General features: G+C 57.2%; 16 protein-coding genes and 1 tRNA gene. 9 read left to right on the top strand and 8 right to left on the bottom strand.

Annotated elements, in window-relative coordinates:
* The first annotated feature begins 9 nt into the window (after positions 1-9).
* From V7730_RS07885 to V7730_RS07865, 5 genes are all read left to right on the top strand, one after another.
* On the top strand, positions 10-957 hold the full coding sequence (locus V7730_RS07885; protein ID WP_335747054.1) for an SPOR domain-containing protein: 948 nt from the start codon (positions 10-12) through the stop codon (positions 955-957).
* On the top strand, positions 954-1973 hold the full coding sequence (gene nagZ / locus V7730_RS07880; protein ID WP_335747053.1) for a beta-N-acetylhexosaminidase: 1020 nt from the start codon (positions 954-956) through the stop codon (positions 1971-1973). The genes V7730_RS07885 and nagZ overlap by 4 nt, the downstream gene beginning before the upstream one ends.
* The gene (locus tag V7730_RS07875; protein ID WP_335747052.1) at positions 1966-2748 is read left to right on the top strand and encodes a segregation and condensation protein A; all 783 of its coding nucleotides are present in this window, start codon (positions 1966-1968) and stop codon (positions 2746-2748) included. Before nagZ ends, V7730_RS07875 begins: the two co-directional genes overlap by 8 nt.
* 4 nt (positions 2749-2752) lie before the next feature.
* Positions 2753-3409 (top strand): SMC-Scp complex subunit ScpB, encoded by a 657-nt coding sequence (gene scpB / locus V7730_RS07870; RefSeq protein WP_335747051.1) that lies wholly within the window; start codon positions 2753-2755, stop codon positions 3407-3409.
* Positions 3410-3471: 62 nt separating this feature from the next.
* Positions 3472-3747, top strand: coding sequence for a hypothetical protein (locus tag V7730_RS07865; protein ID WP_335747050.1), 276 nt, complete (start codon positions 3472-3474; stop codon positions 3745-3747).
* Between the two features lie 74 nt (positions 3748-3821).
* Here V7730_RS07865 and V7730_RS07860 read toward each other — a convergent pair whose 3' ends face one another.
* The 8 genes from V7730_RS07860 to V7730_RS07825 form a co-directional block, all read right to left on the bottom strand.
* A complete protein-coding gene (locus V7730_RS07860) occupies positions 3822-4898 on the bottom strand; it encodes a 2'-deoxycytidine 5'-triphosphate deaminase (RefSeq protein WP_335747049.1) in 1077 nt (358 codons plus the stop codon).
* Positions 4899-4977: 79 nt separating this feature from the next.
* Positions 4978-5054, bottom strand: a tRNA-Pro gene (locus V7730_RS07855).
* 68 nt (positions 5055-5122) lie between these two features.
* Entirely contained in the window at positions 5123-6379 is a 1257-nt protein-coding gene (locus tag V7730_RS07850; RefSeq protein WP_335747048.1) for a MerR family transcriptional regulator, read from the bottom strand.
* Positions 6380-6383: 4 nt separating this feature from the next.
* On the bottom strand, positions 6384-6686 hold the full coding sequence (gene ihfA / locus V7730_RS07845; protein ID WP_299023599.1) for an integration host factor subunit alpha: 303 nt from the start codon (positions 6684-6686) through the stop codon (positions 6384-6386).
* Between the two features lie 92 nt (positions 6687-6778).
* Positions 6779-7750: a beta-ketoacyl-ACP synthase III gene (locus V7730_RS07840; protein WP_335747047.1), complete on the bottom strand. Its 972-nt coding sequence runs from the start codon at positions 7748-7750 to the stop codon at positions 6779-6781.
* Positions 7747-8823 (bottom strand): phosphate acyltransferase PlsX, encoded by a 1077-nt coding sequence (gene plsX, locus V7730_RS07835; protein ID WP_335747046.1) that lies wholly within the window; start codon positions 8821-8823, stop codon positions 7747-7749. The genes V7730_RS07840 and plsX overlap by 4 nt, the downstream gene beginning before the upstream one ends.
* Before the next feature lie 44 nt (positions 8824-8867).
* Positions 8868-9074, bottom strand: a complete 207-nt coding sequence (rpmF, locus tag V7730_RS07830; RefSeq protein WP_335747045.1) for a 50S ribosomal protein L32 — start codon at positions 9072-9074, stop codon at positions 8868-8870.
* A gap of 205 nt (positions 9075-9279) precedes the next feature.
* A complete protein-coding gene (locus V7730_RS07825; protein ID WP_335747044.1) occupies positions 9280-9834 on the bottom strand; it encodes a YceD family protein in 555 nt (184 codons plus the stop codon).
* 88 nt (positions 9835-9922) lie between these two features.
* On the opposite strand from V7730_RS07825, the gene V7730_RS07820 reads away from it, so the two are divergent.
* From V7730_RS07820 to V7730_RS07805, 4 genes are all read left to right on the top strand, one after another.
* On the top strand, positions 9923-10387 hold the full coding sequence (locus V7730_RS07820; protein ID WP_335747043.1) for an outer membrane protein assembly factor BamE: 465 nt from the start codon (positions 9923-9925) through the stop codon (positions 10385-10387).
* A 58-nt stretch (positions 10388-10445) separates the two neighbouring features.
* Positions 10446-11165: a GNAT family N-acetyltransferase gene (locus V7730_RS07815; RefSeq protein ID WP_335747042.1), complete on the top strand. Its 720-nt coding sequence runs from the start codon at positions 10446-10448 to the stop codon at positions 11163-11165.
* A 45-nt stretch (positions 11166-11210) separates the two neighbouring features.
* Positions 11211-13019, top strand: coding sequence for an ABC-F family ATP-binding cassette domain-containing protein (locus V7730_RS07810; RefSeq protein WP_335747041.1), 1809 nt, complete (start codon positions 11211-11213; stop codon positions 13017-13019).
* Between the two features lie 513 nt (positions 13020-13532).
* Positions 13533-14519, top strand: coding sequence for a hypothetical protein (locus tag V7730_RS07805; protein ID WP_335747040.1), 987 nt, complete (start codon positions 13533-13535; stop codon positions 14517-14519).
* Positions 14520-14908 lie beyond the last annotated feature (389 nt).

The following is a 14908-nucleotide window of genomic DNA, read 5'->3' as shown; positions in this document are numbered from 1 at the left end:
GAGGCAAAGATGGCAGATTACACACAGACCCCCCAGGGGGGCTATGCGCCACATGTGCATCCCGAGTATGCAGTGGCGCAAGGGTCTTCAATCGGCAAACTGACAAACCTTACCGGCGCAGTCGTATCGCTGGCGCTGGTCGTTGGCGTAGGCGTTTGGGGTTACAAGCTGTTGGTCCGCGATGTAAGCGGCATCCCCGTGGTGCGCGCTGCTGCCGGTGATATGCGTGTGCGGCCTGAAGAGCCGGGCGGCGATTTTGCCCAACACCAGGGTCTTTCTGTAAACACTATTGCGGCCGTCGGGTCTTCTGATGAGCGCGCAGAAGAACTGCATTTGGCGCCGGAGCCCATTGCGCTCGCTGAAGAAGACCAGCCGATGCCAGAGATTGAAGACGCAGCGATGTTCGATACCCCAGAGGCCGACACGCCTTCGGGTGATGATATTCTCGCCGCACTTGAGAGCGGTTCGGTAGAAGACCTTGTGGCGCAATTGACCCAAGGCGTGACACCTATGGATGCGGTTGACGCAGAGAGCGTCCCTGTTCTGGCCTCTGTTGAAGTGCAAGCGATGCCTCAATCGGCAAGTGGACTGCGCGTTTCGCTGCGTCCGTCCTTGCGGCCTAAGCGGGCGAACCGCGCCGCGGCTGCAACTCCTGCTGTGGCATCTGCGAGCACCGCCACTGAAATGGACGCGGCAAGCCTGCCTACAGGAACACGGCTGGTCCAGCTTGGCGCTTTCGACTCTCCCGAGATTGCGCGCGCCCAATGGGGCAAGCTTAATTCTCGCTTCGCGCCCTTCATGGAAGGTAAGCAGCGGATCGTGATGGAGGCTAAATCCGGTGGCCGCACGTTCTACCGTTTGCGTGCGCACGGCTTTGAAGATATCGGCGATGCCCGTCGCTTCTGTTCGGCACTTGTGGCCGAAAGCGTGGATTGTATCCCTGTGGTGACACGGTGAGCGGGCCAACAGCGCGCTTTGGCGCCACGATCCTTGATGCCGAAGGTCTTCGCCTGAATGCCGAAGAAAAAGCCCTGTTTCGCGATGTGAACCCTTTCGGGTTCATCCTTTTTGCCCGCAACATCGATACCCCCGATCAGGTGCGCGCGCTGTGTGATGATTTCCGCGAAGCCGTTGGCCGCCACGCGCCCATCACCATTGATCAGGAAGGCGGCCGTGTGCAGCGTCTGCGCGCGCCAAGATGGCGCGAATGGTTGCCGCCAATGAACTTTGTGCAGGCTGCAGGTGAAAATGCGGCAGAGGCCATGTACATCCGCTTTCGGCTGATTGCGCATGAGCTTTATGACCTTGGCATCGACAGCAACTGTGCGCCTATGGTTGACGTGCCGCGGGGCAATACGCATGAGTTTCTGTATAATCGATGCTACGGACGTGATGCGCGTAGCATCGCGCTGATGGGGCAGGCGGCAAATGACGGGATGCTGGCTGGCGGTGTGTTGCCCGTCATAAAACACATCCCTGGCCACGGCCTTGCGACTGCAGACAGCCATTTCGAATTGCCCCGCGTTACTGCTATCCGTGATGAGCTTGAACGAGTGGATTTCGCCCCCTTTAAGTCACTTCGCGATACGCCAATGGGGATGACTGCGCATGTGGTCTACGAATGCATCGACTCTGCGCCTGCTACCTTAAGTGCGCGGATGATGAAGGTGATCCGTGAGGACATCGGCTTTGACAATCTGATCATGACGGATGACATCTCGATGAAGGCTCTTTCCGGCTCTTTGGGGAATTTGAGCCGTGATGCGCTGGCTGCTGGATGTGACGTGATCCTGCATTGCAACGGTACGCTGGCCGAGCGGACCGAAGTGGCCCATGCCGCAGGCGAGATGACAGATGCTGCACAGCGCCGCGCCCTGCGCGCGCTCAGCTATCGCCAGAAACCCGATGATATTGACATTCCCGCCCTCGATGCGCAGCTTAAGCCGCTTGTGGGCGAGGATTTGCATGGCTGAAAACCTTTTCGAGGAAGACAGCACGACCGTAGCGGAGCGGCTGGCGGCCGAGGCGCTGATTGTGGACGTGGACGGGTTTGAAGGCCCGCTCGACCTGTTGCTGACCCTCAGCCGCACCCAGAAGGTGGACCTGCGCAAGGTCTCTGTGCTGCAACTGGCGCGCCAGTACCTCGCGTTTGTGGAAAAGGCCAAGGCACTACGACTGGAACTGGCGGCGGATTATCTGGTCATGGCCGCTTGGCTGGCATTTCTGAAATCCCGTCTGCTGCTGCCTCCTGACCCAACCGAAGAGGGCCCCTCGGGCGAGGAGCTGGCCGCGCATCTGGCGTTCCAGTTGGAACGGCTTGCAGCGATGCGCGATGTGGCCGCACGTCTTATGGCGCGCGATCAACTCGGGCGCGACTTCTTTGCGCGCGGCCAGACGCAGATGGTCGAACGGGTCCGGCGCGTGACCTATACCGCAACGCTACTGGATCTGATGCAGGGCTACGCGCGTACCCGGACACGGGATGATTTTCGCCCGTTTGTTCTGGACCGCGAAAAGGTATTCACGATGGAGCAGGCGTTGGAGCGTATGCGGGGGCTGATCGGGTATGCAGGCGATTGGGGTGATCTCATGAGTTATCTGCCCGAAGGCTGGGAAAGCGATCCGATTAAGCGTCGCTCGGCCACGGCGGCCACCTTTGCGGCCTCGCTGGAGCTGGTGAAAGAAGGTCATCTGGAAATTCGCCAAAGCGAAAGCTTTGCCCCAATCCAGTTGCGCAAGAAGGTTTAAGTATATGTCAGAAGAGACTGAACACGAGGAAGAAAGCCTGTTTGACGCGCCCCCGATAGCAGAGCAAGAGCGCATGATCGAAGCGGTCCTGTTTGCCAGTGCGGAGCCGGTGACACTGCGCGAACTGGAGGCCCGGATGCCGCATGGATGTGACGCCGCCGAGTCAATGGTTTACCTGCGCCGCCGCTATGAAGGTCGCGGTGTGCATGTGATGAAGATCGGTGATTCCTATGCTCTGCGCACCGCTGCTGATCTAGGCTATCTGATGCAAAAAGAGACTGTCGAGGTGCGCAAGCTTAGCCGCGCCGCGATCGAGACATTGGCCATCATTGCCTACCACCAGCCCGTCACCCGCGCCGAGATCGAAGAAATACGCGGCGTATCTGTCTCTCGTGGGACGGTGGACCAACTGCTTGAGCTTGAATGGATTCGCTTTGGCCGACGCAAGATGACGCCGGGCCGACCTGTGACTTTCGTGGTGACCGAAGGCTTCCTTGATCACTTCGGTCTTGAAAACGCCCGCGACCTACCGGGGCTCAAGGAATTGCGGTCTGCCGGTCTGTTGGAGAGCCGCCCCGGAACGAGCCTCATGCCGAAAGTCACCAAAGAAGAGGACGAGTTGGAAAGCACCGAAGGTCAGAGCGAACTATTCGAAGATTAATCCGCAAAATTGCCGCAATTGTCGCTATAGTGGCAACAAACAGAAATACCGAGGAGAGCAGAATGAACCAGATCATCAATATGATAATCCGTCAACTGACGCGTAAATTGCTCAACAAGGGCATCGACGCGGGCTTGAACAAGGCATCGTCGCTGCGCAATGGACGGGAACAGCAGCCGCAACAGGGGGCAATCGACGACTATGGCAATCCTGTGCAGAAAGGCCCGACCCAAGAAGAGGTGCGCGCCGCACGTCGCGCAAAGCGTCAAGGTGGCGGGCAGGGCGCGAATCAGGCTAAACAGGCGATGAAAATGGTGCGCCGCGCAGGAAAACTGTGACTCTAAAGCCTAATTCGCTTAGCCAAAAGTATCAGAAGATATCGGTGGGGTGGGCTAGCCCACCTCAGGCATTGTCAGGGCAGCTTGAAGTGCTTTGACAGCTTCAGCCCCTGACCTTGATAGTTGGAAGCGATCCCAGCACCATAAAGCTGGGTCGGCGCTTCGCTCATCCGCTCATAGACCAACCGGCCCACAACCTGACCATGCTCCAGCACGAACGGCGCTTCGTGGCAGCGCACTTCAAGCACGCCGCGTGAACCAGCACCGCCTGCGGCATCATGGCCAAAGCCCGGATCGAAGAAGCCCGCGTAATGCACACGGAATTCGCCCACCATCGCAAGGTAGGGTGCCATTTCGGCGGCGTACTCTGGCGGGATGGTCACTGCCTCACGGCTGACGAGGATATAGAACGCGCCGGGATCGAGAATGATCTGACCGTTAGAGCTGTGGACTTCTTCCCAATAATCCACAGGAGCGTAATGTCCGATCTTATCCAGATCGATGACCCCAGTGTGCGGTTTGGCACGGTAGCCCACCAGCGTGGTGTCCTTGAGCCGCAGATCGACGGAAAAGCCCAAACCGTCGTCAATGACCGCCTCTCCATCTACCAGAGGGGTCTGCGCGTGGAGCGCGCGCAAATCATCGTCGCTGAGCACAGCGTCGCCCGTACCAAAGCGGATTTGGTTAAGACGCATACCCGGACGCACCAGTACGGAGAACGAACGTGGACAGATTTCGGCGTAAAGTGGGCCGTGGTAGCCTGCCGCAACGCGGTCAAACTCGGTCCCGCCATCGGTGATGGTACGCGTCAGAAGATCGAGCCTGCCGGTTGAGCTTTTTGCGTTTGCCACTGCGCTTATACCGTCGGGCAGGGCAAGGTGCTCCATCAGTGGCACGACATAGACTGCGCCTTTTTCCAGAACCGCGCCTTGGGTCAGGTCCACACGGTGCATCTCGAACTCTTGCAGCCGGTCAGCAACCTTTGCGCCGCGTCCGGCCAGAAACGAGGCCCGCACGCGGTAAGCCACGGTGCCAAGGCGCAGATCAAGGCTGGCTGGTTGTATCTGTGCAGGATCCACGGCCGGTTCGGCAGCGATCACGCCTTGCGCGATCATCGTTTCAAGCTGTTGGTTTGGGATTACGCCGGGCATGAAACGTCCTTTTGGTCACTGGTCTCTAGATGCACAAAACGCCCGCAACCGAGGGGATGCGAGCGTTTTGCGTATGTCGTGGTCGGGCTAGCAGGACTCGAACCTGCGACCTTCCGTCCCCCAGACGGACGCGCTACCAGGCTGCGCCATAGCCCGACATGGAGGTGTTCATACCGCATAAACAGGGCGGTGCAAGAGGTAATTGCACCCATTCGGCTTCCCCGTCAGGATTTTGAAGGCGTGCTACCCCGACGCGCTGCCATACGGTCACGCAGTGACGTAAGCTGTGCCAAAAGCGGCTGCATTTTGTTCGCGGTCTCTTCATCCAGTGAATGGATGCGGCTGGCACGGGTCAGAGTTGCAATGTCGGCGTGGATATCGTGCTCTGCTGTCACCTCCGGCATGCCAATATCGCGCGGCTTGGGCGCGGGAGGTGCTTCCGGGGCGGCTTTGGCTTCCGGTTGGCCTGCAGGCGCGCCATCCTCAGGTGCATCCTCCGCAGTGGACGTAGCCTGTGCTATTGCGAGTTTTTGCAGGAAAGAAGGCAGGGGATCCATGGCTTCTTCAGCGGGAGTTTCCTCTTGTGCAACTTCTACCGGGTCCTCTGGGGGGCTTTTGGTTGCTGTTTCCTGAGTTTCAGACTGCTCATCCGGTTCGACGAGATCATCTTGAGCAGGTTCAGCCGCCACAGTGTCCTCATCTGATGCGGACTCTTCGGCCGGGGTTGATTGCGCATCCTCGCCACCATTGGCGTCAGATTGGGCCGCATCTTCGCTTTCTGGCTCTGCGATACCCTCAATCTGTGTGGTCGTCACTTCCACAGGGGCGTCCGCCTCAGGCTGCTCTTCTGCGGTTGCCTCCACCTCTGGCGCAACCTCGATCGGCGTCAAGTCAACAGGCTCAGCAGGAGTTTCATCTTGCGCCGACAGGTCCGGCTCATCCTCAACAGAGGCTGGTTCGACGTCGACTGCGGCACTATCAGCAGGTTCTTCTAGCTCAGTCTCGGGCTCTAGGGCTGTATCCACCAGTTCTTGAACAGGCTCTTCTGGCGCGCTCTCTTGCTCAGAGGCGTCCGGTGGTGTGTCTTGCTTGGCCTCTTTCGGAGCTTCAAACGGCAGCACGACAGCAACCGGTTTTGATTCCGGTTCCGGCGAAGGCTGCGGGTCCGGCTTCTTGGACGAGGCCTGCACCTCAACGTCAGCATCGTCTAGCGGTACTGAAAGGGCAGCCACATGGCTCATCCCTTCTTCGCGCAGGATTTTCTGGACGCCTTTGATCGTTAATCCGTCATCATGTAACAACCGTTTGATACCACCGAGTAGCAGCATATCGGCGGGCCGGTAGTAGCGTCTGCCGCCGGCACGTTTGATCGGTTTTACTTGAGTAAACTTGCTCTCCCAAAAGCGCAGCACATGGGCTTGGATGCCAAGCCATTCTGCAACTTCAGAGATTGTACGGAAAGCGTCAGGCGATTTGGGCATCAGTTCAGGACTTGTTCCCGTCGGCAACACGATCTTTCATCAGATGCGAGGGACGGAACGTCAGCACGCGGCGCGGGTTGATCGGGACCTCTTCGCCGGTTTTAGGATTGCGACCGATGCGCGCGGATTTATCGCGGACCGAAAATGTGCCGAACGACGAAATCTTGACCTGTTCGCCACGGACCAGCGCATCGGACATTTCTTCAAGAACGGTTTCAACCAGCTGTGCGCTTTCGTTGCGCGACAGACCTACCTCACGAAATACAGCTTCGCTCAGATCCATCCGCGTCAGTGTAGTGCTTGTCATATTATTCCCCATTTTTTCTAAGACTTTGGCCAGCTTACGCTCTCAAGTCAATATCCTAGGCTCATTTGTGCGATGAGCCGCCATGGGTGGGCTTACCAGCGCAGAACGACCGCGCCCCAAGCAAGGCCGCCACCGATGGCTTCGGTCACCACCAAATTGCCCTGTTTGATCTGGCCGCGCTGTACGCCCACAGAAAGGGCCAGCGGGATGGAGGCAGCAGAGGTGTTGCCGTGGTCCTGAACCGTCACAACGACCTTATCCATGCTGAGGCCGAGTTTCTTGGCGGTGCCCTGAATGATACGGATGTTGGCCTGATGGGGCACGATCCAATCGACGTCTTCGCCGCTGACGCCTGCGGCTTCCATGGCTGTAGTCGCCGTCTTGCTCAGCTTCTCGACAGCATGACGGAACACCTGGTTGCCCTGCATGCGCAGGTAGCCTGTTGTGCCCGTAGAACTGCCGCCGTCGACATAAAGCAGGTCGCGGTGGGTGCCGTCAGAATTCAGATCGGTGGAAAGGATGCCGCGGTCATCGGATGTGCCTGCGCCTTCTTCGGCTTCAAGCACCAGCGCGCCTGCGCCATCGCCAAACAGCACACAGGTGCTGCGGTCGGTCCAGTCCATGATCCGGCTGAAAGTTTCGGCGCCAATCACCAGCACGCGACGCGCCTGACCCGACAGGATCAGGGCGTTAGCATTGCTGAGCGCAAAGATGAAACCGGCACATACCGCTTGGATATCAAAGGCAAATCCGGATTTCATGCCAAGCTGCGCCTGCACCATTGTCGCTGCAGAAGGAAAGGTCAGATCGGCGGTGGAGGTGGCAACAATCACCGCGTCGATATCATTTGCATCCAGGCCCGCCATCGCAAGGGCAGCCTCAGCGGCGGCGGTGGCCATGCTTGATGTCGTCTCGCCTTCGCCCGCGAAATGGCGACGTTCAATTCCTGAACGGGAGCGAATCCATTCGTCATTCGTCTCTAGAGTCGCCTCGAATTCGGCGTTCTCTACAACCCGTTTGGGCAGGTAGTGCCCGATACCTTTTACAACTGCGCGTATCGTCATTCGGATGTCGGCTCCTCTGTCGGCAGGGCGGCGGCAACCCGCGCGGCCAGCTTGTCGTTAAAGCCGTTCTCGACCAGTTGAGCGGCCAATCTAATGGCCGCGGCAATACCTGTCGCGTCTGCCGAGCCGTGGGATTTCACCACTGTCCCGTTCAGGCCCAAGAACACACCGCCGTTCACGCGGCGCGGATCAATCTTTTCGCGCAGACGCATAAGAGAGGTATAGGCCAGCAGAGAAGCGAGGCGTGACAGGATGGAATATTTGAACGCTTCGCGCAGGCGCTGGCCAATCAGGCTGGCAGTGCCTTCGCCTGTCTTGATTGCAATGTTGCCGGTAAATCCATCGGTGACGATCACGTCGGCTGTGTCGCCCGAGATATCTCCGCCTTCGACGAATCCGACAAATTCATAGCCGGCTTCGTCCTGATGATCGCGAATCAGGTCATGTGCTTCTTTAAGCTCGATGCGGCCTTTGTGTTCTTCGGTACCAACGTTCAACAGACCGATGCGTGGCGTTTGCAGGTTCAGGCCGTTGCGCGCGTAGGACATTCCCATAAGCGCGAAACGTAGCAGGTCATCCGCATCGGCACGGATATCCGCACCAACATCCAACATCACATTGAACCCCTGCGCGTTGGAGGAGGGGTAGAGCACGGCAATGGCGGGCCGGTTCACGCCGGGCAACTTGCGCAAGCGGATCATTGACAACGCCATCAGCGCGCCCGTGTTGCCACAAGATACGGCCACGCTGGCCTCACCTGTGCGCACGGATTCTATGGCCGACCACATTGACGTGTCCTTGCCAGAGCGCACAACATGGCTTGGTTTGTCTTCCATTGTCACAACACCGACGGCGTCGCGGATCAATGTACGTCCTTCAAGGGCGGGATGCTTTGCTACAAGAGCGCGCAATTGCGCTTCGGGACCGTGTAAAACAAAGGAAAGATCGGGATTTTTTTTGGCCGACTTGAGGCAACCGGCAACAACAGCTGCCGGTCCCTGATCCCCCCCCATCGCGTCGACCGAGATGAGGGTGCGGGCGTTCGCGGTTTTCTGATCGGTCGGGGCCGTCATCTGCTGCGAATGCCTTTGAGTTGCCAATTGTTCAGGCGTGCAGCTTACGCCGCGTCGTCTTCGAGATCAATCTCGTCGATCTGAGCCACAACTTCTTTGTCGGCGTAGTGACCGCAGGACGCACAAACGTGATGTGGACGCTTCAGCTCACCACAGTTGGTGCACTCGTTCGGGTTCGCTGCTGTCAGCGAATCGTGGGAGCGGCGGTTGTTGCGGCGCGATTTGGATACTTTATTCTGCTGGACAGCCATGTCTGGTGCCTTTGTATTCGGGGCCATAATTCGCAGATCTGCTGCGGCGGGCCGTGTTTCGGATCAACTCCCATACGGGCGTGTGGTGCGTTTAGGCAAGTGGCGGTCGCTTGTCCAACGCTATTTCGTTGGAACGGCGCAAAATACTGCGAAAAGGCTCAATTACAAGCCGGTTTTTGCCACCTGTGAGGGGGGCAAAGCCTGCTCAGCTATCTGCGTCATCCTCAAGCTGCTGTTTAAACGCCGCGAGGCCCGCGAATGGGCGCGCTTCCTCGTCGCTCATGGGTTTTTTGCCCGGTTCGGTGACGCGGACCGGCGCAATCTCGGTTTCTATCTTGCGCGGATATTGGGGCAGGGCGAGCGCTAGCTCTTCTTCCATGACAATTGCGGGGTCGATCCATGCGCCCAGAGGCTCAACGCTGTCATCTTCGGGCACCTCAACCTCTGGCGCGTCGATATCGACGTAATCGCGAATGAATGTGCGCAAGACATTTTTATCAATGCGCGTCGTGACTGGCTCAAGCGTGACAACGCAGGGCTGGGTGACGGTTGCGCCCAGACGGCCACGCAACTGCCAATCACTGTCTCCCATAGGATGCAACGCACCTTGAAAGGATAATTTGCGCAGCCCGCTCAGCTCCATACCTTGGGCCAAAGCGGCGAGCGTGGCCGCGTCAGGACGCAGCGAGAATGGGTTCGGCGAGGTTTGGGACAGGCTTGCAACGCGCAAACTGGTCGCACTTGAGGGTGTAGGAGACATGAGCTTGTGCTTTCGTTTCTTGAACCATAGGGCGCATTTGGTATATGCGAGATAAAAGCCATACAGGTTAAGGGCAAGGGGCAGTACCATGGGTATCTTCGACAACACGGTGATTGTGCGGCGTGTGCTGCTCGGCGCCGCTCTGGCTGGCGGCCTTGCAGCTTGTACGCCTCAATACCAAAATCACGGATATATGCCGCCTGCGGAAAATCTGGACCAGATCGTCGTTGGCGTCGATACGCGCGCCTCTGTTGAGGAAAGCATCGGCATCCCTTCGACAGCCGGTGTGGTGAATGAAAGCGGCTTTTATTATGTGCGCAGCCAGCGCCGCACAATTGGCGCGCTGGCCCCCAAGGAGATCGAGCGGCAGGTGCTTGCTATCAGCTTCAATGAAGCAGGCGTCGTTACCAACATCGAACACTTCGGTCTTGAGCGCGGGCAGGTTGTACCGTTGGCGCGGCGTGTGACCACACCGGGTGTGCGTGACAATGGCTTCCTGCGGCAGCTTCTGGGTAACATTGGCAGGTTCAACCCTGCAGGGCTGAGCGGCTGATTCCAGCCCGTTGTTCCATATGACGGGCAAAACTCTTTCAGGTTCCGCACACAGCTTGATGCCTTTGCAAAAAGGGCGCTACATTGTGCGCCGTGTAGAGAGCGACGCGGATATGACCGCTTCACTGGCGTTACGCGCGCGGTGCTTCGGCGCTGCTGGCGGGATTGAAGATGCTTTCGACGACAGTGCCCAACATGTGATGGTGCAGGCCCAAGATAGCAACGAACTGCTGGCCACCTTTCGCATGTCTGTTCTGAGTGGAGCGCTACTCGACCAGAGCTATGCCGCACAATACTATGATCTGAGCCGTCTGGCTGCGTTTGATGGCCCCATGCTTGAGTTGGGGCGGTTTTGCATCGCGCCAGACCATCCGGATCCCGATATTTTACGCATCGCATGGGCTGCGCTGACGTCTTACGTGAATTCCACTGGCGTACGCCTGCTTTTTGGCTGCTCCTCTTTTGCTGGTACGGATACGGCAGCCTATCTGGATGCCTTTGCACTGTTAAAGGCGCGGCATCTGGCACCTGCGAATTGGGCCCCCGACATTCGAGCACCTGATGTCTTTAACTATGCCGCACAACTGGATCGGGCGCCGGATATCAAACGGGCCAATGCGGCCATGCCACCATTATTACGCACCTATCTGATGATGGGGGGCTGGGTCAGTGATCATGCGGTTGTGGATCGCGCCATGGGCACGTTGCATGTGTTCACTGGGCTTGAGATCGAAGCGATTCCACCTGCGCGCAAAAGGCTGCTCAGAGCGCTGATTTGATTTTGCCTGATTGACGTTTTCGCGGCCACACAGTAGGCGGCGTGCATGGCACGTGCACCCCTTCTCCAACTCTCCGATATCGCCCTCACATTTGGCGGCGATCCTGTATTTGATGACCTGTCGCTTGTGGTCCAGCCCGGCGACCGTCTGGCGCTGGTCGGACGCAACGGTTCTGGCAAATCCACCTTGATGAAAGTCATGGCCGGGCTTGTCGAAGCGGACAAAGGCGATATCACCGCCGGTCCCGGCGTTAGCGTCGGCTACATGGAACAAGACCCTGATCTGACAGGATTCGAAACGCTTGGCGATTTTGCCTCCCACGGGCTTGAACCCGGTGAGCTTTACAAGGTCGAGCGTGCAGGCGAGGGCCTTAAGTTTGATCCTGAACGTCCCGTGGCCACTGCATCCGGCGGTGAGCGGCGGCGCGCAGCCCTTGCACGTCTGATGGCGCTTGAGCCTGAACTGATGCTGCTGGACGAACCGACCAACCACTTGGACATCGAAGCCATCGCATGGCTTGAGGATGAATTGAAATCGACCCGTGCGGCCTATGTCATCATCTCCCACGACCGCGCGTTTCTGAATGCGCTGACCCGTGCAACCCTTTGGATCGATCGCGGTGCTGTGCGCCGTCAAGAGATCGGCTTTCAAGGGTTTGAAGCATGGCGTGACCAGATCTGGGAAGAAGAGGACATGCAGCGCCACAAGCTGAACCGCAAGATCAAAGCGGAGGCTCGTTGGGCTGTTGAAGGTATTTCGGCGCGGCGTACACGTAACCAAGGTCGCGTGCGCGCGCTGCAAGATTTGCGCGCCGAACGGGCAGGCCAGATCAAACGCCAGGGCACGGCTGCCATGGCGCTGGATGCGGGGCCTAAATCCGGCCGCAAGGTTATGGAAGCGACTGGAATTACAAAAGTTTTCGGAAATAAAGTCATTTTGCATGACTTCTCACTGACGGTAAACCGCGGGGATCGAATCGCGCTTGTAGGCCCGAACGGCGTGGGTAAAACCACGCTGTTGAATATGTTGATTGGCAAAGAACAACCTGACAGCGGTGAGGTGAAAATCGGGACCAATCTTGCGCTTGCGCTATTCGATCAGGCGCGTGTGCAGTTGGACGGCGACATGAGTCTGTGGGACAGCTTGACAGGCGATCCTGACATGCGGGTAAGCGGTAAGGCGGATCAGATTATGGTTCGCGGTAATCCTAAGCACGTTGTTGGTTACCTCAAAGAATTCCTGTTCGACGAAGCCCAAGCCCGCGCACCTGTCCGTTCCCTATCTGGTGGGGAAAAGGCGCGCCTGCTGTTGGCCAAACTGATGGCGCGCGAAAGCAACCTGCTGGTGCTCGATGAACCTACAAACGACCTGGATGTTGAGACGCTGGACTTGATGCAGGAACTGCTGGGCAACTATGACGGCACGGTTATTCTCGTGAGCCACGACCGTGATTTTCTTGACCGCGTCGCGGCGACAACCATCGCCATGGAAGGCGACGGCAAAGCGACCGTTTATGCTGGTGGCTGGAGCGATTATATCGCGCAGCGCGGGATGGAGGACTTCTCTGAAAGTGTTGTGAAGTCAAAGACCTCTGCGCCGAAGGGTCAGCAAAAGCCCAAGACGCAAACCGGCCTCAGCTTTACCGAAAAGCACCGTCTTGAAGCCTTGCCGGCAGAGATTGAACGCATCACAGCAGAGATTACCAAGCTTGAGGAATTGCTGGGTGATCCTGCGCTGTTTACCGAACAGCCCGCCAAGTTCCAGAAAGCCAGCGATGCGCTGGTGCAGCGCCACGAAAAGCTGGCCGATGCCGAGGAAGAATGGCTGATGCTGGAAGAAAAAGCGGGCAGTTGAGAGCTGTCAAAAGCTGGTGACTCTAACGGTGAAACGTCAGCTTCACATCATGACAGTGATCCAAAAGTGAGATGACCTGGAAAGCTGCGGTTCGACCAAAACGCAGCGAAGGTCGGCTTCGAGCCCGAATTGACCAAATTCTGCTATGCGGCGAATGGCAGCTATTGCTGGCGAACCACAATCTTCAAAAATTGCGTTTTTTTATCGGAGAGTTTGGCAGCTTCAGATAGGGTAATTCCCCAAGTTTCCAAAGACGAGGGGTTGTTGAATGCAATCAGCGACTTGCTTTTCGGGAAAAGCAGGCTGCGACGCGACAAACAGAATGAGCACTAGTCCACCCCAGTCACTTGTTCATGTGGGCTAGATCAAATCTTTTTACTATAGTTGGGGTCTAGTAACCGCTCAGCAGGCGAAATCGTGTCGATCTGATCACGACAGTTTTGGTTAGATAATTCCGTCGCAACATATTTGGTGATCAGGTACTGGTGTCCCAGAACACTCTGGAGAGGTCCGATGATCCTTGAGCCGCATTCCACCCGACTTTTCCCAAAGAACTTTGGCGCAGACCAATATGCCATTACTGGTCTGGCCAGTCGCTGCGACTGGGTTATACTCAGCGATAGGAAGCCGCCGAATGTTCATTTGCACCGGAACTGCAATACTGATCATCCACGCCACATTTTTCTGTCTCTGCGAGCGCCCTTCGAAGCAATTCTATTTTTTTTTGAGGATATCTTACCAAAGCTATCAGCAGACTTCGTCCTCGTCAGCGGCTCGGTGGATGCTACAGTTCCTCGGCAGATAGATGCGCGCTGGCGCCAATTCAGTGTTCCGGAGCGGGATATGATCAATCATATTCTATGTCATCCGAAGTTAAAGCATTGGTATGCTGAGAACTTGGACCAAGCGGCACACCCCAAACTTTCGCCGTTGCCCCTTGGATTGATGTTCCCCAAGGGCTATCCAGAAGGTGGTATTATTGTTCCTGAGGTGCCTCCTATTTCCAAGCGCCCTCTAAAGGTGTTCTGTGCTCACCGTCATCGGGAAGGGGCGCAATGGGAACCTAGGCGACGGGTCAGCGACCTTGCGACAGGGCCATGGGCTGCTTTTACCACTCACCCAGAGATCGAGTTACCCGAAGCCCAGTTCTTCACCCAGATCGAGGCCCACAGTTTTGTACTCTGTGTGGAAGGCGGCGGTCTTGACCCTTCGCCCAAGGCATGGTCGACGCTACTGAATGGCGCTATTCCGATTATTAGGAAAAATTCCGTCTCCTTGGCTTATATGCATCTACCAATCGTGATGGTTGACGACTGGCAGGCCGATGCGCTGCGCCCCGATCTGCTATGGCAATGGCGCGATACGCTGCAGACTTGGTTCGATGATGCGCACGGGCGGCGCGAAGTCATTCGTCGTATGTCGCTAGACTATTGGTGCAGCTTCGTAGCAACAGGTACGCCTATCACCGATGGGGAAATCGGCCTGCATGGAATGTCCTGAACATGTTATGCGAGTGTGAAGAGAAATCTATTCATCCGACGAGATTGTACATAACTAGCAAATCTGTTGACCGTTTTCGTATCTTGCACAGGAAACAGGGGAAGCTGCAATTGTTCCCGCATGTAGCGTCCGTTTAATCTACCTAGAGCGCCCGTTTGTTGAACGGTTCCCCCAACTGGGCATTGGCGCATCGGCAGCGAAAGCACAGTTTCTCCGACTTTAGTCGTTCGAACCCAATGCCCCGAATGTCAAGTTTGCACTCGATGTGTCCAACGGACCTGTCTGCTTTTTGGTTCGGCGCGGCCATTTAAAGCACTGCGCCGAAGGTCCGTTCTGTCCGGCGATTTCAACGGGTCGACGCAACACTTTAATCTTTAGCCAAAGATGGA

This window comes from Sulfitobacter sp. (assembly GCF_036961165.1).
Classification (GTDB): Bacteria; Pseudomonadota; Alphaproteobacteria; order Rhodobacterales; family Rhodobacteraceae; genus Sulfitobacter.
This window is presented reverse-complemented; position numbering and strand designations above follow the sequence as displayed.

Coding starts and splice junctions, on each gene's coding strand:
- V7730_RS07885 (WP_335747054.1), top strand. CDS start 10: ATGGCAGATTACACACAGACCCCCCAGGGGGGCTATGCGCCACATGTG.
- V7730_RS07875 (WP_335747052.1), top strand. CDS start 1,966: ATGGCTGAAAACCTTTTCGAGGAAGACAGCACGACCGTAGCGGAGCGG.
- scpB (WP_335747051.1), top strand. CDS start 2,753: ATGTCAGAAGAGACTGAACACGAGGAAGAAAGCCTGTTTGACGCGCCC.
- V7730_RS07865 (WP_335747050.1), top strand. CDS start 3,472: ATGAACCAGATCATCAATATGATAATCCGTCAACTGACGCGTAAATTG.
- V7730_RS07860 (WP_335747049.1), bottom strand. CDS start 4,898: ATGCCCGGCGTAATCCCAAACCAACAGCTTGAAACGATGATCGCGCAA.
- V7730_RS07850 (WP_335747048.1), bottom strand. CDS start 6,379: ATGCCCAAATCGCCTGACGCTTTCCGTACAATCTCTGAAGTTGCAGAA.
- ihfA (WP_299023599.1), bottom strand. CDS start 6,686: ATGACAAGCACTACACTGACGCGGATGGATCTGAGCGAAGCTGTATTT.
- V7730_RS07840 (WP_335747047.1), bottom strand. CDS start 7,750: ATGACGATACGCGCAGTTGTAAAAGGTATCGGGCACTACCTGCCCAAA.
- plsX (WP_335747046.1), bottom strand. CDS start 8,823: ATGACGGCCCCGACCGATCAGAAAACCGCGAACGCCCGCACCCTCATC.
- rpmF (WP_335747045.1), bottom strand. CDS start 9,074: ATGGCTGTCCAGCAGAATAAAGTATCCAAATCGCGCCGCAACAACCGC.
- V7730_RS07825 (WP_335747044.1), bottom strand. CDS start 9,834: ATGTCTCCTACACCCTCAAGTGCGACCAGTTTGCGCGTTGCAAGCCTG.
- V7730_RS07820 (WP_335747043.1), top strand. CDS start 9,923: ATGGGTATCTTCGACAACACGGTGATTGTGCGGCGTGTGCTGCTCGGC.
- V7730_RS07815 (WP_335747042.1), top strand. CDS start 10,446: ATGCCTTTGCAAAAAGGGCGCTACATTGTGCGCCGTGTAGAGAGCGAC.
- V7730_RS07810 (WP_335747041.1), top strand. CDS start 11,211: ATGGCACGTGCACCCCTTCTCCAACTCTCCGATATCGCCCTCACATTT.
- V7730_RS07805 (WP_335747040.1), top strand. CDS start 13,533: ATGATCCTTGAGCCGCATTCCACCCGACTTTTCCCAAAGAACTTTGGC.